At 70.4% G+C, this 19,362-nt stretch carries 24 protein-coding genes; 19 read left to right on the forward strand and 5 right to left on the reverse strand.

The genetic code is table 11. The annotated features are described in order from the left end of the window. Position 1 precedes the first annotated feature (1 nt). From BM109_RS10910 to BM109_RS10930, 5 genes are read left to right on the forward strand one after another with little or no spacing between them, the layout of a single operon-like run. Complete coding sequence (locus BM109_RS10910) at positions 2 to 1,408, forward strand: FAD-dependent oxidoreductase (protein WP_177239312.1); 1,407 nt, start codon at positions 2 to 4, stop codon at positions 1,406 to 1,408. Then, a complete protein-coding gene (locus tag BM109_RS10915) occupies positions 1,408 to 2,250 on the forward strand; it encodes a sugar phosphate isomerase/epimerase family protein (protein ID WP_177239313.1) in 843 nt (280 codons plus the stop codon). The genes BM109_RS10910 and BM109_RS10915 overlap by 1 nt, the downstream gene beginning before the upstream one ends. Then, a complete protein-coding gene (locus BM109_RS10920; protein WP_177239314.1) occupies positions 2,237 to 3,106 on the forward strand; it encodes a shikimate dehydrogenase family protein in 870 nt (289 codons plus the stop codon). The genes BM109_RS10915 and BM109_RS10920 overlap by 14 nt, the downstream gene beginning before the upstream one ends. Beyond that, positions 3,103 to 4,041, forward strand: a complete 939-nt coding sequence (locus BM109_RS10925; protein ID WP_093342773.1) for an alpha/beta fold hydrolase — start codon at positions 3,103 to 3,105, stop codon at positions 4,039 to 4,041. Before BM109_RS10920 ends, BM109_RS10925 begins: the two co-directional genes overlap by 4 nt. Before the next feature lie 47 nt (positions 4,042 to 4,088). Then, a complete protein-coding gene (locus BM109_RS10930; protein WP_093342775.1) occupies positions 4,089 to 5,081 on the forward strand; it encodes a tripartite tricarboxylate transporter substrate binding protein in 993 nt (330 codons plus the stop codon). Positions 5,082 to 5,090: 9 nt separating this feature from the next. Here the strand turns inward: BM109_RS10930 and BM109_RS10935 are convergent, their stop codons facing one another. After that, positions 5,091 to 5,486, reverse strand: a complete 396-nt coding sequence (locus BM109_RS10935; RefSeq protein ID WP_093343451.1) for a winged helix-turn-helix transcriptional regulator — start codon at positions 5,484 to 5,486, stop codon at positions 5,091 to 5,093. A gap of 102 nt (positions 5,487 to 5,588) precedes the next feature. Here BM109_RS10935 and BM109_RS10940 point away from each other — a divergent pair, with 102 nt between their 5' ends. Together BM109_RS10940 and BM109_RS10945 are read left to right on the forward strand one after the other, a co-directional pair. Beyond that, a complete protein-coding gene (locus BM109_RS10940) occupies positions 5,589 to 5,906 on the forward strand; it encodes a DMT family transporter (RefSeq protein ID WP_093342776.1) in 318 nt (105 codons plus the stop codon). A gap of 5 nt (positions 5,907 to 5,911) precedes the next feature. After that, on the forward strand, positions 5,912 to 6,544 hold the full coding sequence (locus tag BM109_RS10945; RefSeq protein ID WP_093342778.1) for an FMN-dependent NADH-azoreductase: 633 nt from the start codon (positions 5,912 to 5,914) through the stop codon (positions 6,542 to 6,544). On the opposite strand, the gene BM109_RS10950 is transcribed toward BM109_RS10945, so the two are convergent. Further along, entirely contained in the window at positions 6,541 to 7,071 is a 531-nt protein-coding gene (locus tag BM109_RS10950; RefSeq protein ID WP_093342779.1) for a DUF2878 domain-containing protein, read from the reverse strand. The genes BM109_RS10945 and BM109_RS10950 overlap by 4 nt on opposite strands. Before the next feature lie 41 nt (positions 7,072 to 7,112). Then, a complete protein-coding gene (locus BM109_RS10955) occupies positions 7,113 to 8,066 on the reverse strand; it encodes a GlxA family transcriptional regulator (protein ID WP_093342781.1) in 954 nt (317 codons plus the stop codon). Between the two features lie 110 nt (positions 8,067 to 8,176). On the opposite strand from BM109_RS10955, the gene BM109_RS10960 reads away from it, so the two are divergent. The 5 genes from BM109_RS10960 (at position 8,177) to BM109_RS10980 (ending at position 10,985) form a co-directional block, all read left to right on the forward strand. Continuing rightward, the gene (locus BM109_RS10960; RefSeq protein ID WP_093342782.1) at positions 8,177 to 9,010 is read left to right on the forward strand and encodes an SDR family NAD(P)-dependent oxidoreductase; all 834 of its coding nucleotides are present in this window, start codon (positions 8,177 to 8,179) and stop codon (positions 9,008 to 9,010) included. Between the two features lie 118 nt (positions 9,011 to 9,128). Continuing rightward, positions 9,129 to 9,512, forward strand: coding sequence for a DUF427 domain-containing protein (locus BM109_RS10965; protein ID WP_057596307.1), 384 nt, complete (start codon positions 9,129 to 9,131; stop codon positions 9,510 to 9,512). Between the two features lie 30 nt (positions 9,513 to 9,542). Beyond that, positions 9,543 to 9,938: a DUF2199 domain-containing protein gene (locus BM109_RS10970; RefSeq protein WP_177239315.1), complete on the forward strand. Its 396-nt coding sequence runs from the start codon at positions 9,543 to 9,545 to the stop codon at positions 9,936 to 9,938. 85 nt (positions 9,939 to 10,023) lie between these two features. Then, positions 10,024 to 10,611, forward strand: a complete 588-nt coding sequence (locus BM109_RS10975) for a hypothetical protein (RefSeq protein WP_093342785.1) — start codon at positions 10,024 to 10,026, stop codon at positions 10,609 to 10,611. Beyond that, positions 10,608 to 10,985, forward strand: a complete 378-nt coding sequence (locus BM109_RS10980) for a hypothetical protein (RefSeq protein WP_093342787.1) — start codon at positions 10,608 to 10,610, stop codon at positions 10,983 to 10,985. Before BM109_RS10975 ends, BM109_RS10980 begins: the two co-directional genes overlap by 4 nt. Here the strand turns inward: BM109_RS10980 and BM109_RS10985 are convergent. Then, a complete protein-coding gene (locus tag BM109_RS10985; RefSeq protein ID WP_093342788.1) occupies positions 10,961 to 11,971 on the reverse strand; it encodes an AraC family transcriptional regulator in 1,011 nt (336 codons plus the stop codon). The two genes, BM109_RS10980 and BM109_RS10985, sit on opposite strands and share 25 nt — an antisense overlap. Positions 11,972 to 12,192: 221 nt before the next feature. On the opposite strand from BM109_RS10985, the gene BM109_RS10990 reads away from it, so the two are divergent. From BM109_RS10990 to BM109_RS11020, 7 genes are read left to right on the forward strand one after another with little or no spacing between them, the layout of a single operon-like run. After that, positions 12,193 to 13,764 carry a long-chain-fatty-acid--CoA ligase gene (locus BM109_RS10990; RefSeq protein WP_093342790.1) on the forward strand — a complete coding sequence of 524 codons (1,572 nt, stop codon included), beginning with the start codon at positions 12,193 to 12,195 and terminating at the stop codon, positions 13,762 to 13,764. A 44-nt stretch (positions 13,765 to 13,808) separates the two neighbouring features. Continuing rightward, entirely contained in the window at positions 13,809 to 14,993 is a 1,185-nt protein-coding gene (locus BM109_RS10995; protein ID WP_093342791.1) for a lipid-transfer protein, read from the forward strand. Between the two features lie 29 nt (positions 14,994 to 15,022). Continuing rightward, positions 15,023 to 15,463, forward strand: a complete 441-nt coding sequence (locus tag BM109_RS11000; protein WP_093342793.1) for a MaoC family dehydratase N-terminal domain-containing protein — start codon at positions 15,023 to 15,025, stop codon at positions 15,461 to 15,463. Between the two features lie 12 nt (positions 15,464 to 15,475). Next, positions 15,476 to 15,895: a MaoC/PaaZ C-terminal domain-containing protein gene (locus BM109_RS11005; protein ID WP_093342794.1), complete on the forward strand. Its 420-nt coding sequence runs from the start codon at positions 15,476 to 15,478 to the stop codon at positions 15,893 to 15,895. Between the two features lie 32 nt (positions 15,896 to 15,927). After that, positions 15,928 to 16,758 (forward strand): SDR family NAD(P)-dependent oxidoreductase, encoded by an 831-nt coding sequence (locus BM109_RS11010; protein WP_093342796.1) that lies wholly within the window; start codon positions 15,928 to 15,930, stop codon positions 16,756 to 16,758. Positions 16,759 to 16,761: 3 nt separating this feature from the next. Then, positions 16,762 to 17,550 carry an enoyl-CoA hydratase/isomerase family protein gene (locus BM109_RS11015; protein WP_093342797.1) on the forward strand — a complete coding sequence of 263 codons (789 nt, stop codon included), beginning with the start codon at positions 16,762 to 16,764 and terminating at the stop codon, positions 17,548 to 17,550. 19 nt (positions 17,551 to 17,569) lie between these two features. Continuing rightward, positions 17,570 to 18,721, forward strand: a complete 1,152-nt coding sequence (locus BM109_RS11020; protein WP_093342799.1) for an acyl-CoA dehydrogenase family protein — start codon at positions 17,570 to 17,572, stop codon at positions 18,719 to 18,721. A gap of 131 nt (positions 18,722 to 18,852) precedes the next feature. On the opposite strand, the gene BM109_RS11025 is transcribed toward BM109_RS11020, so the two are convergent. Then, positions 18,853 to 19,233: a hypothetical protein gene (locus BM109_RS11025; RefSeq protein ID WP_057598380.1), complete on the reverse strand. Its 381-nt coding sequence runs from the start codon at positions 19,231 to 19,233 to the stop codon at positions 18,853 to 18,855. Positions 19,234 to 19,362 lie beyond the last annotated feature (129 nt).

Below are 19,362 nucleotides of genomic sequence, written 5' to 3' on the forward strand. Positions count from 1 at the left end.
CATGAAGGACAGACAAGACATCCCCGGCGAGAACCGCTTCGACGTGATCGTGATCGGCGGTGGCAGCGCGGGCGTGGCGGCCGCGATCTCGGCCGCGCGCGGCGGCGCGCGCACCCTGCTGGTCGAATCGGCGCCGATGATCGGCGGCGAGCTGATCAGCGGCATCTCGATGCTCGGCTGCCTCTCGACACGCGGTGACTGGATCGTGGGCGGCGTGGTCACCGAGCTGCTCGACCGGCTCAAGCCGCTGGGCGGCTACATCGGCCCGGTGTTCGACTACCGCGCGCTGCACCTGGTGTGCTTCGACACCGAGCTCATGAAGATCGCCGTGATGCAGGCCGTGGCCGAGGCCGGCGTGCACCTGCGCGTGCAGGCCTTCTTCTGCGGCATCGAGACCGGTGGCGATGAAACCCGCGTGCGGCTGATGCACAAGGGCGGCGAGGCCTGGTACGCGGCGCGCGTGGTGATCGACTGCTCGGGCGATGGCGACGTGGCGGTGGCCGCGGGCGCACCGAGCGAGAAAGGCGCGCCCGGCACCGGCGCGCTGCAGCCGCCGAGCCTGGTCTACCGCGTGTGCGGCGTCGAGACCGAACCGCTGCTGCGCTTCGTGCGCGACAACCCGGCGCACTTCGGACTCGGCGACTACCCAGGCCTGGGCATGGATGCGCGCCAGTGCGCCGAGGCGCTGTACGCCCAGGGCCAGCCCAAGGTGCTGCTGCGCGGCACGCAGGGCCTGCTCAAGCAGGCGATCGACGCCGGCGAGATGTACCCGACCTCGGTGCTCGCGATCGTGCCGACCTCGACCGCGCGCAAGGAGGTCAGCATCAACTCGACCCAGCTCGCCGGCGTGGACGGCACGCGCGCGGCCTCGCTGAGCGAGGCGCTGCCGCGGTTGATGGCGCAGGTGTCGCAGGGGCTGGCCTTCCTGCGCCGGCGCGTGCCGGGCTTCGAGCAGGCGGCGCTGGCGGCGGTGGCGCCGAAGATCGGCGTGCGTGAAACGCGGCGCATCCTCGGCGAGCACGTGCTCGACGAGGCCGACATCATGCAGGGCCGCAAGCGCGCCGACGGCATCGCCAAGGGCGGCCACGAGCTCGACATCCTCGCGGTCGACGGCCACCGGCACGAGACCATCGCCGAGGGCGGCTCCTACGACATCCCCTACGAATGCCTGGTGCCGCGCGGCCAGCGCCGGCTGCTGGTGGCGGGGCGCTGCATCTCGAGCACGCGCGAGGCGCAGAGCTCGGTGCGCGTGATGGGCACCTGCATGGCGATGGGCCAGGCCGCCGGCACCGCGGCGGCGCTGTGCGCGCTCGACGACGGCTGGAGCGGCGACGTGCGCGACGTGGACCGCGCGCGACTGCGCCGCACCCTGATCGCCGACGGCGCCGTGCTCGAGGGGACGCTGTAGTGGGCCGCACGCTGTCGCTCGCGCACCTGAGCCTGATCGACGCCACGCCGAGCGAGCTGGTGCGCGCGGCCGGCGAGGCGGGCTTCCGCTCGGTCGGCCTGCGCCTGCATCCGGCCCGGCCGGGCGAGGCGCCGCACCCGATGCACGAAGGCTCGCCGATGCTGGCCGAGACACGCGCGCTGATGAGCGCGCTGGACGTGAAGGTGCACGACGTCGAGGTGGTGCGGCTGTCGGCCGGCTTCGAGGCGCGGCGCTTCGAGCCGATGCTGGCGGTGGCGGCGTCGCTGGGCGCGCGCTGGCTGGTGGTGAACGGCGACGACGACGATCCCGCGCGGGCCGCCGCACACCTCGCGGCGCTCGGCGAGATCGCGGGTACGCATGGCCTCTCGCTCGGGCTCGAGTTCATGGTCTACACGGCCGTGCCCACGCTCGATGCCGCGCTGCGGCTGGTGCGCGAGACCGAGCGATCGAACGTGCATGTGCTGGTCGACACGCTGCACTTCTTTCGCAGCGGCGCGACGGCCGATCGCATCGCGCGCACGCCGGGAATCGCGCGCGGCTGGGCGCAGTTCAGCGATGCGCCCGCGCGGCGCCATCCGGCCCTGTCGCCCGGCGAGGAGGCACGCGCGCACCGCCTGCTGCCGGGCGAAGGCGCGCTGCCGCTGGCGGATGTGCTCGATGCGGTGGCGCCCGACGCCGTGCTGTCGATCGAGGCGCCCTCGGCCGCGCGCCGCCATCACCTCGGCATGGCAAGGCGCGCCGAACTGGCGTACACCACGGCCAGGCGCTGGCTCGATGCCGTCGCACGACCGCAGCAGGAACACGCACATGCCCTCCACTGACACGAAGGTCTCTCTTCAACCCGCGCTGTGGCTCGACGGCCGCACCGCGGTGCTCGGCATCCTCGGCGACCCGGTCGCACAGGTGAAGGCGCCCGCGCCGCTCACGGCCCGGCTGCAGCAGACAGGCCTCAATGCCGTGCTGGTGCCGATGCATGTGCGCGCCCGCGACGTGGCGGCCCTGCTGCCCGCGCTGCTCACGCTGCACAACCTCGCGGGCTTCATCGTCACCGTGCCGCACAAGCAGCGCGTGGCGGACCTGCTCGGCGATGGCCTGCTGCCCGGTGCCGAGCGTGCCAACGCCGCCAACGTGGTGCGCCGCACCGCGCAGGGCGGCTGGCAGGGCGAGCTGCTCGATGGCACCGGCTTCGTGGCGGGACTGCACGCCGCGGGCTTCGATCCGCGAGGGCGCGCGGCCTGCGTCGCGGGCGCGGGCGGCGCGGCCTCGGCCATTGCCTTCGCGCTCGCCGATGCCGGCGCGCGCTCGGTGCGTGTCTGCGACATCGACGCGGCAAAGGCCGAAGCACTCGCGCGGCAGTTGCAATTGCACGGCGTCGAGGCCGGCACCTGGAACGGCCGCGAGCCCGGCGAGGCCGAACTGCTGGTGAACGCCACGCCCGTCGGCATGCGAATCGACGATCCGCTCCCCGTGCCCGCCAGCGCGCTGCGCGCCGGCCTCTGGGTGGCCGAGGTCATCATGGCGCCGGCCGTCACGCCACTGCTGCAGGTGGCGCGCGATCGCGGCTGCATCGCGCACGAGGGCCGCCACATGATGGAGCGGCAGCTCGGGTTGATGGCCGACTTCTTCGAACCCGCGATCCTCGCGATCACGCCCGAGCGGCTGGAGGTGGCGGCATGACGCGCGCCTTCATCGACGGCTTCGAGCCGCGCCTCGTCGACGTGGGCGAGGCCCGGATCTTCGCGGAGATCGGCGGCTCGGGCCCGCCCCTGCTGCTGCTCCACGGCTACCCGCAGACGCATGCGGCCTGGCACCGCGTGGCGCCGGTGCTCGCGCGCCACTACACAGTGGTGGCGGCCGACCTGCGCGGCTATGGCGACAGCCTCGGCCCGCCCGGCGATCCGCTGCATGCGGCGCACAGCAAGCGCGCGGTGGCGGCCGACCAGGCGGCGCTGATGCGCGCGCTGGGCTTCGAGCGCTTCGCGGTGATCGGCCACGACCGCGGCGCGCGCGTGGCGCACCGGCTGTGCCTCGACCATCCGGAACGCGTCGCGGCCTTCGGCTCGATCACCGTGATTCCCACCGTCGACATGTGGGCGCGCGCGAACAAGGACTTCGGACTCAAGAGCTGGCACTGGTTCATGCTGGCCCAGCCCTTCGACCTGCCCGAGCGCCTGCTCGCGGCCGACCCGGCCTTCTTCCTCGACTGGACGCTGCGCAACATGGTGCGGCGCTTCGACGCGGTGACGCCCGAGGCCCATGCCGAGTACCTGCGCGCCTTCTCGCGCGAGAGCGTGCGCCACGCGATGATCGAGGACTACCGTGCCGCCGCGTCGATCGACCTCGAACACGACGAACACGACCGTGCCGCCGGCGAGCGCGTGCGCTGCCCGGTGCATGTGCTGTGGGAGCGCGGGCGCTTCCCGGCCGAACGCACGCCGGTCCACATCTGGCGCGACGCGGTCGCCGAAGGCACGCCCGTGAGCGGCGGCGAGATCGACTGCGGCCACCTGATGATGGAAGAAGCACCCGAGGCGGTGCTCGCCGAGCTGCTGCCCTTCCTGCGCGCGCACTGGCCTTCGCCAAGCGCCGCGCATCCAAGCCACATCCCCTGAACACGAACCCGAGGGCGCATCGCACGCCCTCTTGCTGGAGACATGCCATGACTTTCCGCCACCGCCCTTCCTCGCCGCGCCGCGCGCTGCTGCTCGCCGCCGGCCTCGCGCTGACCGCGCCCCTGCACGCCATCGCGCAAGGGGCCTATCCCTCGAAGCCGATCCACCTTGTGGTGGGCTTCCCGCCCGGCGGGCCGGCCGACCTCGCGGCGCGCATCGTCGGCGAGAAGCTCGCGCAGGACCTGCGCCAGCCGGTGCTGGTCGAGAACCGGCCCGGCGCCTCGCAGAACATCGCGGCCGACTACGTGGCCAAGAGCACGGCCGACGGCTACACGCTGCTGATGGGCAGCACCGCGGTGGTGGTGAACCACTTCCTCTACAAGGACATGCGCTTCGACGTGTTCAACGACCTGGTGCCCGTGGGCACGGCCGCGCGCACGCCGCTGATGGTGGTGGCCAATCCGCGCTTCGCCGCGAAGAACATGAAGGAGCTGGTGGCCGCCGCCAAGGCCGCGCCCGGCAAGATCAACTACGGCTCGGGCGTGCGCGCGAGCACCACGCACCTGGCGGTGGAAGCCTTCAAGGCGCAGGCCGGCATCGAGGTCTCGAACATCCCCTACCAGGGCGCGGGCCCGATGCTCACCGACCTGATGGGCGGCCAGGTCAGCTTCGCCTTCGACACCATGGTGACCTCGATGCCGCTGGTGAAGGCCGGCCGGCTGCATGCGCTGGCGGTCACCAGCGCCACGCGCTCGCCGATCGCGCCCGAGCTGCCGACCGTGGCCGAGTCGGGCTACCCGGGCTTCGAGGCCATCGGCTGGTTCGGCATCCTCGCGCCCAAGGGCACGCCGCAGCCTGTGGTGCAGCGGCTCAATGCCTCGCTGCAGAAGGTGCTGGCCGCGCCCGACGTGGCGCAGCGCCTGGCTGGCGCGGGCGGCGACGTGATGCCGGGCACGCCCGAGGACTTCGCGCGGCTGATGCGCAGCGAATCGGAGAAATGGGGCGGCGTGATCAAGCGCGTGGGCATCACGCTGGACTGAACGCCAGCTTCAGAGCGCGGCGATCGCGGCCTGCCGCGCGCGGTCGATCTCCGCATGGTGGGCCTCGGCCCAGCGGTCGACCGCGATCAGCGTGCGGCTCAGCGACAGCCCCAGCGGGCTCAGCCGGTACTCGACGTGCGGCGGCACGGTCTGGTGGTCCTCGCGCAGCACCAGGCCATTGATCTCGAGATCGCGCAGGGTCTGCGTGAGCATCTTCTGCGAGATGCCGCCGACCCGGCGCAGCAGCTCGTTGTTGCGCAGCGGCTCGTCGCGCAGCAGCGGAATGATCAGCAGCGCCCACTTGTTGGCGACGAGCTCGAGCACGCGGCGCGAGGGGCAGCCGGCGCTCCAGACGTCGGCGGGCGCGGGCTCTGCCACGGCGGCGGGTTTCTTCGATGCGGGCATGGCGATTCCCATGGTTACCAGAAGGTGCGTACTTGTGGCTTGGTGCCTGGGCCGGAATTATCCGTTTCCACATCAACCCTGCACACGACGGAGGAACGGATCATGGGATGGTTGTTACTGCTGGCGGCCGGCCTGGTCGAGATCGCGATGGCCGCGGCGCTCAAGCGCTCGGAGGACTGGACCCGGCTCTGGCCCTCGGTCGTCGGCGTGGCGAGCGCGCTGCTGAGCATCTTCCTGCTCGCCAGGTCGCTGCGCTATCTGCCGCTGGGCCTGGCCTATGCGGTGTGGACCGGCATCGGCTCGGTCGGCGTGGTGCTGATGGGCGTGCTCGCCTTCGGCGAGGCGCTGTCGGGTCCGCGCCTGGCCTGCATCGCGCTGGTGGTGGCGGGAACCGTCGGCCTGCGCACGCTGGAGGGCTGAGCGGCATGGCTTCGACGATCCTCCACATCCAGGCCTCGCCCTCGGGCACGCGCTCGCGCTCGATCGACACGGCACGGCATTTCCTGCAGCGGCTGCGCGAGCGCGACCCCGCGGCCGAGATCCGCACCCTCGACGTCTGGGCGCTCGACCTGCCGCCCTTCGACGCCACCATGATCGATGCCAAGTTCGCGGTGCTGCGCGCGCAAACCGCCACCGACGAACAGCGGCGGCACTGGCAGCGCGCCGTGCGCCTCGCGCAGGAGTTCAACGCGGCCGACAAGTACGTATTCAGCCTGCCGATGTGGAACTTCGGCCTGCCCTACCGGCTGAAGCACTACATCGACGTCGTGACCCTGCCGGGCGAGAACTGGCGCTGGTCGGCGCAGGAGGGCTACACGGGCCTGCTGCACGGCAAGCGCGCGGCGCTGGTCTATTCGAGCGCGGCCGATTACCCGGTGGGCCTGCCTTCGCATGCGCGCGATTTCCAGAAGCCGTACATGCGCACCTGGCTCGAGTTCCTCGGCATCGTCGATGTGGTGGAGCTGGCCGTGGCGCCGACACTGGCACCGCCCGAGGCGGTGGCCGCGAACCTCGCGCGCGCCAGGGCGCGAGCCGACGCACTCGCGCGCGACTTCTAGCGCGGCGGCTCGTCCACGCCGTCGAAGCGCTGCGCGAGCCACACCAGCAGCGGCATCGCCACGGCCCAGACGACGGCCAGCACCGCGAGCGCCGGAACCCGGTCGACGAACTGGGCCGCGCCCAGCTTCACGCCCGCGACGAACGACGCCGGCCCGCACACCGCGCCCAGCACCGCCGCGAGCAGGTAGCGCCGCCGCAGCCAGCGCAGGGTGACGTTGAGCGCGATCGCGAACAGGCCCCACAGCGCGACCATCCAGTACGGCGCGAGCTGCGCAACCGGCTGGCCCGAGGGATAGCGCACCAGCCCGCCGAGCGCATGGCCGGTTTCGATCACCACGCCCAGCGCGCAGGCGATGGCCACCAGCCGGGCCTCCTGCGCGGGCCGGGCCGACACCCACAGGTGCCAGGCGATCGCCGCCGCGACGCAGGCCGTGCCCCACAGCGGATGGCCATGCGCCGCGCCGAGCACGGCCGCGAACCAGGCGAGCTGGAACACGACGAAATTGGTAATCCGAACGGCGGTCATGGCAACAGGTACGCGCGCCGCGGCGCTTCGGATGCCGCGATCTACATCGCGGGCGCGTGCGTGCGCGCCGCCGCGCGGCGCAGGCTCTGCGGCGGCTGGCCGAAGGCGCGGTGGAAGGCGCGCCGCATGCGCTCGGGATCGGAGAAGCCGGTCTGCGCCGCGATGCGGTCGACCGACTGGCCGCCCTCCTCGATCAGGATGCGCGCGGTCTCCACGCGCAGCTTCTCGATCGCGCGCGCCGGCGACTGGCCGGTTTCGGCCAGGAAGGCACGGCTGAACTGGCGCGGGCTCAGGTGCGCCACCTCGGCGAGCTGGTCGACCGAGAGGTTCTTGTGCAGGTTCTTCTTCGCGTAGTCGAGCGCCTGCTGGATGCGGTCGGTGCGCGGCTCGAGCTCGAGCAGCGCCGAGAACTGAGACTGCCCGCCCGCGCGCCGGTGGTAGATCACCAGCTTGCGCGCCACCGAGCGCGACAGCTCGAGGCCCAGGTCGCCCTCGACCAGCGCGAGCGCGAGGTCGATGCAGGCGGTCATGCCGGCCGAGGTCCAGACCGGGCCGTCCTGGATGAAGATGCCGTCCTCCTCCACCCGGATGGCCGGGAAGCCGCGCTGCAGCTCGCGCGCGAAATGCCAGTGCGTGGTGGCGCGGCGACCGTCGAGCAGGCCGGCCTCGGCCAGCACGAAGGCGCCGGTGCAGATGCTGCCCAGGCGCCGCGTGCGCGGCAGCGCGCGGCGCAGGAAATCGAGCAGCCCGCCCGAACTCGGCGGCACCGTGGTCGAGCCCGCGACCAGCAGGGTGTCGAAGCGGCGCCGGTCGAAGGCGCGCGAATCGACCGTGACGCCGGCCGTGCTGGCCACCGGGCCGCCGTACTCCGACAGCACCTCGAGTTCGTAGACCGTGCGCCCCGCCTCGGCGTTCGCGAGCTCGAAGACCGAGAGGGCCACCAGGTCGAGGATCTGGAAACCGGGAAAGACGACGAGGCCGATGCGCTGGGTCATGATGTCTTTAAACGATGGAAACATGTCATTTGAGACATCAGTGTCCGACCCAAACTCCTGGCTGTCAAACCACCTTTCCTCATCCCCTTCGACATCCAAGGACCTTTCCCATGAGCTCGCAAGACATCGCCATCTCCGCCCCCGGCAAGGGCACCGCGCTGATCACCGGCGCTTCCACCGGCATCGGCGCCGTCTACGCCGAGCGCCTCGCGCGCCGCGGCCACGACCTCGTGCTGGTCGCGCGCAACAAGGAGCGCCTCGAGGCACTGGCCGAACGGCTGGTGCGGGAGACCGGCCGCCGCGTCGAGGTGCTCGCGGCCGACCTCACGGCCACCGCCGACCTGCGCCGGGTCGAGGAGCGGCTGCGCAGCGACGAGCGCATCACCCTGCTGCTCAACAACGCCGGCCTCGGCGCCACCGCGACCCTGCTCGATTCCGACCCCGACCAGATCGACGCCATGATCCAGCTCAACGTGGTCGCGCTCACGCGCCTCACGCGCGCCGTGGCGCCGGGCTTCGTCGCGCGCGGCGGCGGCGCGCTGATCAACATCGCCTCGATCGTCGCGCTCTCGCCCGAGCTGCTCAACGGCAGCTACAGCGGCAGCAAGGCCTACGTGGTCAACCTGAGCCAGTCGCTGCACCACGAGCTCGGCGCCAAGGGCGTGAAAGTGCAGGCCGTGCTGCCGGGCGCCACGCGCACCGACTTCTGGGGCATCGCGGGCGTGCCGGTCGAGCACCTGCCGCAGGAGATCGTGATGTCGGCCGAGGACCTGGTCGACAGCGCCCTGGCCGGTTTCGACGCGGGCGAGCTGATCACCATCCCCTCGCTGCCCGACGTGGAAGACTGGCAGCGCTTCGACGCCGCGCGCCAGGCGCTGGGCCCGAACCTGTCGCGCAGCGTGCCGGCCGCGCGCTACGCGAACGCGGCGGCCACAGCAGCCTGAGCGGCGCGCGCTCGCGGCCCGCGCCTTGACCTTGGCGCGGGCAGGTGGATTCGCGCGGGCGGCGCGGCCCGCGCCCGGCCGGCGGCAAGATGGCCGGCCATCCTCAGGAGCCCGCCCCATGAACAGCCCCCGAAGCATCAAGATCCCCGGCCCCGACCATCCGATCACCGTCGCGCCCAACCCCGCGCGCGTGGTCGTGACCCTCGGCGGCCGCACCATCGCCGACACCCGCGCCGCCCTCACCCTGCGCGAGGCCTCGTACCCGGCCGTGCAATACATCCCGCGCGCCGACGTCGACATGTCGCTGCTCGAGCGCAGCACGCACACCACCTACTGCCCGTACAAGGGCGAGTGCAACTATTTCAGCATCCCGGCCGGCGGGGAGCGCTCGGTCAACGCGGTGTGGACCTACGAGTCGCCGTATGACGCGGTGGCGGGGATCAAGGACCACGTGGCGTTTTATACGGATCGGGTGGATGGGGTCGAGGAGCGGGCGGGCTGAGTTGTTCGCCTGATCCGCAACGTCCCCCTTGTGCAAAACCCCGGCGATGAGCCAGCATCGGGGCCACGAACAGGGGAGGACGTGCCATGTGCACCAGAGAGGCGGCGGTCGTTTCATCCACGGGGGCATGGGCGAATCGTCGTCTGGGTCTCGCTGAGCAAGAAGAGCTTCGATCGCCATGACGAGACCTTCGACGATCCGGTCGAGGGAGAAGGATTCTTCGGTTGGGTCTGCAATGACATCGACGTTTATCCGTATCCGTCGACGCGGCCCGCCGATGTCCGGGTTCAACTCGGCAACCAACGCCCCAAGGTGATCCTGCACAAGAGAGACTCGGAGGATGACCCCTTGGTCATCGACCAGACCCGAGGTATCTCGGTGGCACGTGCGCAAGAGCTGGCCGAGCAGGTGCTGCACAGGACTTGAAGAGAGCGGCGTGCGGAAGAGACGTTACGGACCGTTTCGTTCACCGGCTCTTTCCAGAGGGGCCACAGACTCACTTCAGCGCTTCATGCCCGTACTGCACATCACGAAGAACGACATCCACCTCTGCAGCGTCGGCTCGGACGACGTGTGGATGTTCTCCGCCTCCGTCCACGCAGACATCTGGGGGCCGGCTTGCTCCGAACTCACGGTCACGGGCGGCGGAAAACGACGCTCCGACGGCTCGTTCGACTTCCTGATCTGGGAAATGGCGCATGCGTTGCGCAAGGGTGACCGCATCGTCTTCTCGTTCGAGGAGGGTTCGGCTTCATCGCCCAGGCAGCCCGCCATCGATGACGAGACGCCGGCAGAGGACATGCCGACCGATCTCGTCGCTTCCGGGGAGGACATCACCCGGCTGGCGGCGCGACCGAAGTCGAACCAGGATTGCAGGTGGCGATGCGTCGTGTACGGCGAACCGGAGATCCTCGTGCTTCCGGACGACCACCGCCAGAACCTGGACCTCCACTTGCTCTGGAACGAAATGCGCGCCCACCGGGTTCGGGTCGGCCTGTCCAGATCGTCGCTGGACGAGGTCATGAGCCGAAGCGGGGGCGAGGACGTCTTTCTCGAGTACATCGAGGAAACTGCTCGCATCGAGCTCGGCATCGAATGAACCCCGCCCTCCGCCACGCCCTCCAGGTCTTCCTCCGCGCGATCCTGGCCCTGTGCGTGGCCGCCGCGCTGCCCTTGGCACATGTCGAATGGGGAGAGCCCTATCCAGGCGAAGGCCAGAAATCCTTCGGGATGGTGCTGATGTTTTTCCTGGTCGGCATGGGCGTTGCGCTCGTCTACTTCATCGTCGGTACGGTGGCGCAAGTGCTCCTGCAGCGAAGACCGCCCAAGGTCTCGCTGGGCATCGATCTAGGGCTTGCCTTGCTGCTGGGTTTGCTGCTCGCCTACGGCGGCGTCACGGCCCACTATCTCAATGAATCACCCACCCAGCCCGAAGCCGACACAACCGCTCACGCACCCCCACCCCGCCGATAGACCCCCGGCGCGCTCCCGGTCCAGACCTTGAAGGCCCGCTGAAACGCCGAGCTGTTGGCGAAGCCGAGTTCGTCGGCCAGCTCGGCCAGCGGAACGGCGCTGGTGCTGAGCCGGACGATGGCGGTGTCGCGGCGCAGCTCGTCCTTCAGCGCCTGGAACGAAGTCCCCTCCAGCGCGAGCCGCCGCTGCAGGGTGGAGACCGTGACGTGCAGCGCGTTCGCCGTGGCCACGAGGTCGGACCATGCGGGCTGCATGAACTGAAGATGGGCCCGCACGCGCGCACTGACCGCGTCGCTGCCCCGGCGCGGCACGAGCATGTGGAGCTGCGCATCGGCGAGGAAGCTGCGCAGCGCGGCCTCGTCGCGGCGCACGGCGTCGTTCAGGCGCCTGGCATCGAACCAGAAGGCCGAGCGCTCGCTGTCGAACTGCTGCAGCGCGGGGAAGATCTTCCCGTAGCCGCCGGCATGCGCGGGCGGACCGAACGCGAAGTCGAAGCGCACGACCGGCAACTGGCCACCCACCACCCAGGCCATCAGGCGCCAGGTGGTGCGCAGCAGCACCTCCTGCAGGAACACGGTCTGCAGGGCGGCGGGACCGTTGAAGCGCATCACCACGCCGGCCAGGTCGTCCCTGCACACGGCCTCCAGCACCACGTCGTCCTGCAGCAGGTGAAAGGTTCGCGTGGCGCGGCGGATCGCTACCTCCAGCGTCGGGGCGCCCAGCGTCGAGCGTGCGATCAGCGCGAAGCTGCCGCGCTTGAGGGGGCGACTCAGCAAGCCGATGAAGTCGTCGTCCAGGCCTTCGGTGAGCGCACGGAACAGCTTCGCGTACTGCTGCGCCGTGACGCGCGCATCGGCCTGCGCGAGCAGTTCGGGGGCGATGCCGGCCTCGGCGAGGAAGAGCTCGCAGGGCCGGCCGCTGGCGAGGACGCCCGACAGCATGCCGTGCACGAAGCTGATGGAGACCGTCTGGGGAGGATGAAGCATCGAGGGCAAGGCGCTGGAACGGAACGGCATCGACTGTGCACCGGCAGGCACCGCCGAGGCAAGCGCCGCGACCCGCACAGGGGCGCGAGGGCGACATCGGATTGAGGTCTTCTGACATCCGAACAACGCAAAGCGGCATCGTGCAAACGGCGATCGATTCCTAGCATTGGCGGCATGGGCATGAGCCCGCGAACCAAGACCAAATAGAAGGAGACGATGCCATGTACGTGACCCAGGCACTGCACCGCGCGGTGCAGCAGCACCCCGACAAGGTGGCGGTGCGCTTCGCCGGCCGCACGCGCACTTTCGGCGCCTATGTCGAGCGCGTCGCCCGCCTCGCCGGTGCGCTGCAGCAGCTCGGCATGCGGCCGGGCGACCGCGTGGCCATGCTGGCGCTCAACTCCGACCGCTACCTCGAATACCAGATGGCCGTGCCCTGGGGCGGCGGCGTGCTCAATCCCTGCAACATCCGCTGGTCGGCCGCGGAGATCCTCTACTCGCTCGAGGACTCGGGCTCGACCCTGCTGCTGGTCGACGAGACCTTCCGCCCGATGGTCGAGAAGATGCGCGCCGAGTCCGGGAGCCTGCGCGAAGTGATCTATTGCGGCAGCGGCGTGGAAGACGGCGAGGTGCCGCGCGGCATGCATGGCTACGAGGCGCTGCTGGCGGCGGCCTCGCCCGTCGCCGACGCGGTCCGGCGCGACGAGGACCTGGCCGGCATCTTCTACACCGGCGGCACCACGGGCTTCCCCAAGGGCGTGATGCTGAGCCATGCCAACCTGTGCAGCTCGGCGATGGCGATGCAGGCCGAAGGGCTGGCGGCATCGGGCGGCAACTACCTGCATGCGGCGCCGATGTTCCACCTGGGCGACATGGGCCTCGCGATGCCGCACTGGCCCGCGGGCAACACGCACACGATCATCCCGATGTTCAGCCCGCAGGGCGTGCTCGATGCGATCGAGCGCGACCGCGTGACCAACACGCTGCTGGTGCCGACCATGATCCAGATGCTGGTCGACCACCCATGCATGAAGGAGCCGCGCGACCTCTCCAGCCTCAGGTGCATCTTCTACGGCGCCTCGCCGATGCAGGAGGCGGTGCTCGAACGCGCGATGGCCGCGCTGCCCCACGTGGCCTTCGTGCAGGGCTACGGCATGACGGAGCTGGCGCCGCTGGCCACCATCAATCCGCCGAGTTCCTACACGGCCGAGGGCCACGCGCTGGGGCGCCATCGCTCCGCGGGGCGTGCGAGCGTGTGCATGGAAGTGCGCATCCTCGACCCCGAGGGCATCGAGGTGCCGCGCGGCACGGTGGGCGAAGTGGCGGTGCGCGGTCCCAACGTGATGCAGGGCTACTGGGGCAAGCCCGAGCAGACGGCCGCCGCGGTGCGCGAGGGCTGGATGCACACCGGCGACGGCGCCTGGATGGACGACGGCGGCTACATCTACGTGGTCGACCGCATCAAGGACATGATCATCAGCGGCGGCGAGAACGTCTACTCGGCCGAGGTCGAGAACGCCATCGCCCAGCACCCGGCCGTGGCGGCCTGCGCGGTCATCGGCATCCCCAGCGACGAATGGGGCGAGAGCGTGCACGCGGCGCTGATCCTCAAGCCGGGGCTCAACGTCACCGGCGACGAGGTCATCGCCCACTGCAAGGCGCTGATCGCGGGCTACAAGTGCCCGCGCAGCGTGGCCTTCGTCGATGCCCTGCCGATGTCGGGCGCCGGCAAGGTGCTCAAGACCCAGCTGCGCGAGCCGTTCTGGCAAGGACGCCAGCGCAACGTCGCCTGAGCCTTTTCACCCCTCCCCTTCCTCTCCACTTTCAGGAAATCTCCATGCATCACGATGTGTTCGTCAGCGGGGTCGGCATGATCCCCTTCACCAAGCCCGGTGCCAGCGAGTCCTATCAGGCGATGGCCGCCGAGGCCACGCGCCGCGCGCTGGCCGATGCCGGCATCGGCTACGAGCAGGTGCAGCAGGCCTACGTGGGCTATGTCTATGCCGACTCGACCGCGGGCCAGAGCGCGCTCTACGCGGTCGGCATGACCGGCATCCCCGTGGTCAACGTCAACAACAACTGCTCGACCGGCTCGACCGCGCTGTTCCTGGCACGCCAGGCCGTGGCCAGCGGCGCCGCCGACTGCGTGCTGGCCCTGGGCTTCGAGCAGATGACGCCGGGCGCGCTGGGCGCGGTGTTCAAGGACCGGCCCAGCCCCTTCGAGCGCTTCGACCGGGCCACCGACGAACTGGTCGAGGAAGCCGGCATTCCGCTCGCGCTGCGCTACTTCGGCGGCGCGGGGCTGGCCCACATGCAGCAGTACGGCACCAAGCTCTCGACCTTCGCGAAGATCCGCGCCAAGGCCAGCCGCCATGCGGCCAACAACCCGGTCGCGCTGTTCCGCAACGTGGTGAGCGAGGACGAGGTGCTGGCCACGCCCGTGATGTGGCCCGGCGTGATGACGCGGCTGATGGCCTGCCCGCCGACCTGCGGCGCGGCCGCCGCCATCGTCTGCTCGACCGGGTTCGCGCAGCGCCACGGCCTGGACCGCCGCGTGCGCATCAAGGCCCAGGCCATGACCACCGACCGCCCGGTGAGCTTCGAGGCACGCGACATGCGCGAGGTGGTCGGCTTCAGCATGGCGCGCGAGGCGGCGCAGCAGGTCTACGAGGCGGCGGGTGTCGGCCCGCAGGACATCGACGTGGTCGAGCTGCACGACTGCTTCGCGCACAACGAGCTCATCAGCTACGAGGCGCTGGGCCTGTGCCCGGTGGGCGGGGCCGAGAAGTTCGTCGTCAATGGCGACAACACCTACGGCGGCAAGGTCGTGACCAATCCGTCGGGCGGGCTGCTGTCCAAGGGCCATCCGCTGGGCGCGACCGGCCTCGCGCAATGCACCGAGCTGGTCGAGCAACTGCGCGGCACGGCCGACAAGCGCCAGGTCGAGGGTGCACGGCTCGCGCTGCAGCACAACCTGGGCCTGGGCGGTGCCTGCGTGGTCACGCTCTACGAACGCGTCTGAACCCCCTCAACGACAAAGGAGACCTTCCCATGATCGACAAGAAATGGATCGGCCACGAGCTGCCCGCCTCGGTGCTGCCGATCGAGCGCAGCCGGCTGCAGTTCTTCGCCAAGGCGATCGGCGAGACCGACCCGGTCTACACCGACGCCGCCGCCGCGCGCGATGCCGGCTACCCCGACCTGCCGGCGCCGCCCACCTTCCTGTTCGCGGCCGAGCTCGACTCGGGTGCGTCCGACCGGCTGCTGGCCGACCTGCAGATCCCGCTGGCCAAGCTGCTGCATGGCGAGCAGAGCTTCAGCTACCACCGCCCCGCCTGCGTGGGCGACACCGTGACGGTGCGCTCCACCATCGGCGACATCTACGACAAGAAGAACGGCGCGCTCGAGTTCGTGGTGAAGACCTCGCGCGCCACCAACCAGCGCAACGAACTGGTGGCCGAGCTGCGCACCGTCATCGTCTGCCGCAACTGAAGTAACACGCCCATGACCTCCCCCACCTTCGACACCGTGCAGGTCGGCGACGCGCTGCCCGCCGTGCAGTTGCCGGCCGTGAACCGCGGCACGCTCGCGCTGTTCGCGGGCGCCTCGGGCGACCACAACCCGATCCACATCGACACCGACATGGCGCGCCGCTCGGGCATGCCCGACGTGTTCGCGCAGGGCATGCTGGGCATGGCCTGGCTCGGCCGCGTGCTCACGCAGTGGGCGCCGCAGAGCCGGCTGCGCCACTTCGAGGCGCGCTTCCAGGGCATCACGCACCTGGGCAACGCCATGCGCTGCAGCGGCCGCATCGCCGAGAAGACCGAGCGCAACGGCGAACGCGGCGTGCGCATCGAGCTGCAGAGCACCAACCAGTTCGGCCAGACCAGGATCGTCGGCGAAGCCTTCGTCGCCCTGCCCTGACATCCCATCCCCCGCAAAGAAAAGAGAACACCATGACACGCAAACTCGAAGGCAAGGTCGCCCTCATCACCGGTTCGGGCCGCGGCATCGGCCGCTCGATCGCGCTCAAGCTCGCCAGCGAAGGCGCGCGCATCGTCGTCAACGACCTCGACGCCGAACCCGCGCAGGAGGCGGTGCAGGCCATCCGCGAGGCCGGCGGCCAGGCCGTGGCCTGCGTGGGCAACGTGACGGCGCCCGACTTCGCCGAGCGCTTCGTCGGCACGGCGGTGAGCGAATTCAAGGGCCTGGACATCCTCATCAACAACGCCGGCTACACCTGGGACAACGTGATCCAGAAGATGACCGACGAGCAGTGGTACGCGATGATCGACTGCCACCTGACGGCGCCGTTCCGCATCCTGCGCGCCGCGCAGCCGGTGATCCGCGCGCTCGGCAAGGCCGAGACCGAGGCCGGTCAGCGCGTGATGCGCAAGGTGGTCAACATCTCGTCGATGGCGGGCCTGTTCGGCAACCCGGGCCAGACCAACTACGCGGCGGGCAAGGCCGGCATCGTCGGCATGACGCAGACGCTGGCCAAGGAATGGGGGCGCATGAGCGTCACCGTCAACTGCGTGGCCTACGGCCTGATCAAGACCCGGCTGACCGGCAATGCGGCCGAGGGCGGCACGGCCCATATCGACGGCCGCGACATCAAGGTGGGCGTCAACCCCGACCTGATGGCCGCGATGGAGCGCGGCATTCCGCTGGGCCGCGGCGGCACGCCCGAGGAAGCGGCCGGCGCGGTGTACCTGCTGTGCATTCCGGAATCGGACTACGTGAGCGGCCAGACGCTGGTGTGCAGCGGCGGCCTCACGGGGTTCTGAGCGATGGCTGCCGCTGTGCACAGCGAGGTGCGCGAAGGCATCGCGACCCTGGTGCTCGACCGGGCCGAGGCGCTCAACGCGCTGGGCCCGCCGCTGCTCGACGCGCTGCTGGCGGCGCTGCGTGCCTGCCAGGCCGATACGCAGGTGCGTGCCATCGTGCTGACCGGCGCGGGCCGCGCCTTCTCGGGCGGCGGCGACATCGGCTACTTCGCCGACGTGCTGGCCGGTGGTCCGCAGCATGCACAGGAGCAGATCGGCCGCGGCATGGAACAGGTGGGCAACCCCATCGCGCAGGCCATCGCCGACAGCGCGGTGCCGGTGGTGGTGGCCGTCAACGGGCCCTGCGTGGGCGCGGGCGTCGGCATCGCGCTGGCGGCCGATGTCGTGATCGCGGCACGCTCGGCCTACTTCCTCGTGCCGCAGGTGGCGCAGCTCGGGGCCGTGCCCGACCTGGGCGCGACCTGGTCGCTGCCGCGGCTGGTCGGGCGCAGCCGGGCGCTCGGCATCGCGCTGCTTGGCGAACGCATCGACGCGGCGCGGGCCGAGCAATGGGGGCTGGTCTGGCGCTGCGTCGACGATGCCGCCCTGCTCGACGAGGCGCACGCGCTGGCCCGGCGGCTGGGCAGCGCATCGGCCGCGGCGCTGCGCGACACGCGCCAGCTGATCGACGCGGCCACCGACCGCACGCTGGCCGAGCAACTGGCCGGCGAATGCGAAGCCCAGCGCCGGCACGTCGCCGGCGCATTCTTCAACGACGCCTGCGCGCGCTTTCTCGCGCGCGCCAGGGCCTGAACGAATACCCGAAAGAACCATGCTGCCCCAACTGCTGCGCCATCGCTGGATGGACGAAGACATCGATGCCTTTCGCGAACAGGTGCGCCGCTACATCGCGGCCGAGCTCTCGCCGCAACTGGAAGGCTGGCGCCGCCAGGGCTTCATCCCGCGCGAGGTCTGGCGCCCGTTCGGCCGGATGGGCTTCCTGCTGCCCGAGATCGACGAGGCCTACGGCGGCGCCGGTGCCTCGCTCGCCTACCAGATGGTGGTGCAGGACGAACTGGCGAAGGCCGAGTTCCCCGCCAACACCGGCGTGCACAACCTCGCCGCGCACTACATCCTCGACTACGGCACCGAGGCGCAGAAGCAGCGCTGGCTGCCGCGGCTCGCGAGCGGCGAGCTGCTGGCCGGCATCGCGCTCACCGAGCCCGGCTGCGGCTCGGACCTGAAGGCGCTGCGCACCCGCGCGCGGCGCGAAGGCGAGCACTACGTGATCGACGGCGCCAAGACCTTCATCACCAACGGCTTCTCGGGCAACCTGCTGGTGGTGGCGGTGCGCACCGGCGAGGCGGGCAGCCGCGGCGTGTCGCTGGTCGTGCTCGAGACCGAAGACCTGCCGGGCTTTCGCGTGGGACGGCGGCTCGAGAAGCTGGGCCAGCATGCGTCGGACACGGCCGAGCTCTTCTTCGACGGCGTGCGCGTGCCGGCCGACCATCTGCTCGGCGGCAAGGAAGGCGACGGCTTCATCCAGCTCATGAGCCAGCTCTCGTACGAGCGGCTGTTCCTGTGCGTGCCGGCCGCGGCGGTGATCGAGCGCGCGGTGGAACTGACGGTGGAATACACGCAGCAGCGCAAGGCCTTCGGCCACAGCGTGTTCGATTTCCAGAACACGCGCTTCAAGCTCGCCGAGTGCGCCACCATCGCGCACGTGGTGCGCAGCTTCGTCAACGACTGCATCCAGCGCCTGGTCGACGGCACCCTCGACCAGGAGGCCGCCTACATGGCCAAGCTGTGGTGCACCGAGCAGCAGGGCAAGGTGACCGACGAGTGCCTGCAGCTGTTCGGCGGCTACGGCTACATGGTCGAGTACCCGATCGCGCGCATGTATGCCGATGCGCGCGTGCAGCGCATCTACGGTGGCACCAGCGAGATCATGAAGGACCTGATCGCGCGCAAGCTGGGCGCGTGAAGCGCGCGGCGCGCGGGCGCCCCCCATGAAAAAGCCGGCCCCTGCTTTCGCAAGGGCCGGCTTCTTGTTGGCTGAACCGCTGGCCTCAGTGCGGGGCCGACCCCGCGATGCGACCTGGTTCTATGCGCCGATTACAGCGGCAGCGAGTCGCCGCGGGCAGCAGCGCGGGCTTGTGCGCGCACTGCGTTGCGGTCCACGGTGCTGGCGACCAGCGGGGCCACGCCCGACGAAGCGCCTTCGGCGTACGGGTTGTCGCTGTGTGCCGCGGCAACCGCTTCGGCACGCACGGCAGCACGGCTGGTCTGCGACACGATCACCTGGGCCGGGCCGGCGTTGGCGCCTTCGGCATAGGGATCGGCGCTGCGGGCGGCGATGACGGCCTGACCGGCGACTTCGGCGCGGCTGGCGGCCGAGGTCAGGGGATGCACGCCCTCATAGGTTTCTGCATGGGCTGCACCGGCAGCGGCCAGCAGGGAGAGGGCAACGGCGGAGAGGAGCTTCGAGGCGTTCATTTGAGTATTCCTTCAATTCTTGTGACTTGACTTTGGATGATTCGAACCGGTCTTGGTGGGGCGCCGTCCCTTCGGGGGCGGCCACCTCGTCAGTGCCTGTTCACCCAGATCAGTCGCTGCCTTCTGCTT

It is taken from the genome of Variovorax sp. PDC80 (assembly GCF_900115375.1).
Taxonomy (GTDB): Bacteria; Pseudomonadota; Gammaproteobacteria; order Burkholderiales; family Burkholderiaceae_C; genus Variovorax.

Bases quoted from the DNA above. Each gene is read 5' to 3' on its own strand.
- BM109_RS10910 (WP_177239312.1), top strand. From the start codon at position 2: ATGAAGGACAGACAAGACATCCCCGGCGAGAACCGCTTCGACGTGATC.
- BM109_RS10920 (WP_177239314.1), top strand. From the start codon at position 2,237: ATGCCCTCCACTGACACGAAGGTCTCTCTTCAACCCGCGCTGTGGCTC.
- BM109_RS10925 (WP_093342773.1), top strand. From the start codon at position 3,103: ATGACGCGCGCCTTCATCGACGGCTTCGAGCCGCGCCTCGTCGACGTG.
- BM109_RS10930 (WP_093342775.1), top strand. From the start codon at position 4,089: ATGACTTTCCGCCACCGCCCTTCCTCGCCGCGCCGCGCGCTGCTGCTC.
- BM109_RS10935 (WP_093343451.1), bottom strand. From the start codon at position 5,486: ATGCCCGCATCGAAGAAACCCGCCGCCGTGGCAGAGCCCGCGCCCGCC.
- BM109_RS10940 (WP_093342776.1), top strand. From the start codon at position 5,589: ATGGGATGGTTGTTACTGCTGGCGGCCGGCCTGGTCGAGATCGCGATG.
- BM109_RS10945 (WP_093342778.1), top strand. From the start codon at position 5,912: ATGGCTTCGACGATCCTCCACATCCAGGCCTCGCCCTCGGGCACGCGC.
- BM109_RS10950 (WP_093342779.1), bottom strand. From the start codon at position 7,071: ATGACCGCCGTTCGGATTACCAATTTCGTCGTGTTCCAGCTCGCCTGG.
- BM109_RS10955 (WP_093342781.1), bottom strand. From the start codon at position 8,066: ATGACCCAGCGCATCGGCCTCGTCGTCTTTCCCGGTTTCCAGATCCTC.
- BM109_RS10960 (WP_093342782.1), top strand. From the start codon at position 8,177: ATGAGCTCGCAAGACATCGCCATCTCCGCCCCCGGCAAGGGCACCGCG.
- BM109_RS10965 (WP_057596307.1), top strand. From the start codon at position 9,129: ATGAACAGCCCCCGAAGCATCAAGATCCCCGGCCCCGACCATCCGATC.
- BM109_RS10975 (WP_093342785.1), top strand. From the start codon at position 10,024: ATGCCCGTACTGCACATCACGAAGAACGACATCCACCTCTGCAGCGTC.
- BM109_RS10980 (WP_093342787.1), top strand. From the start codon at position 10,608: ATGAACCCCGCCCTCCGCCACGCCCTCCAGGTCTTCCTCCGCGCGATC.
- BM109_RS10985 (WP_093342788.1), bottom strand. From the start codon at position 11,971: ATGCTTCATCCTCCCCAGACGGTCTCCATCAGCTTCGTGCACGGCATG.
- BM109_RS10990 (WP_093342790.1), top strand. From the start codon at position 12,193: ATGTACGTGACCCAGGCACTGCACCGCGCGGTGCAGCAGCACCCCGAC.
- BM109_RS10995 (WP_093342791.1), top strand. From the start codon at position 13,809: ATGCATCACGATGTGTTCGTCAGCGGGGTCGGCATGATCCCCTTCACC.
- BM109_RS11000 (WP_093342793.1), top strand. From the start codon at position 15,023: ATGATCGACAAGAAATGGATCGGCCACGAGCTGCCCGCCTCGGTGCTG.
- BM109_RS11005 (WP_093342794.1), top strand. From the start codon at position 15,476: ATGACCTCCCCCACCTTCGACACCGTGCAGGTCGGCGACGCGCTGCCC.
- BM109_RS11010 (WP_093342796.1), top strand. From the start codon at position 15,928: ATGACACGCAAACTCGAAGGCAAGGTCGCCCTCATCACCGGTTCGGGC.
- BM109_RS11015 (WP_093342797.1), top strand. From the start codon at position 16,762: ATGGCTGCCGCTGTGCACAGCGAGGTGCGCGAAGGCATCGCGACCCTG.
- BM109_RS11020 (WP_093342799.1), top strand. From the start codon at position 17,570: ATGCTGCCCCAACTGCTGCGCCATCGCTGGATGGACGAAGACATCGAT.
- BM109_RS11025 (WP_057598380.1), bottom strand. From the start codon at position 19,233: ATGAACGCCTCGAAGCTCCTCTCCGCCGTTGCCCTCTCCCTGCTGGCC.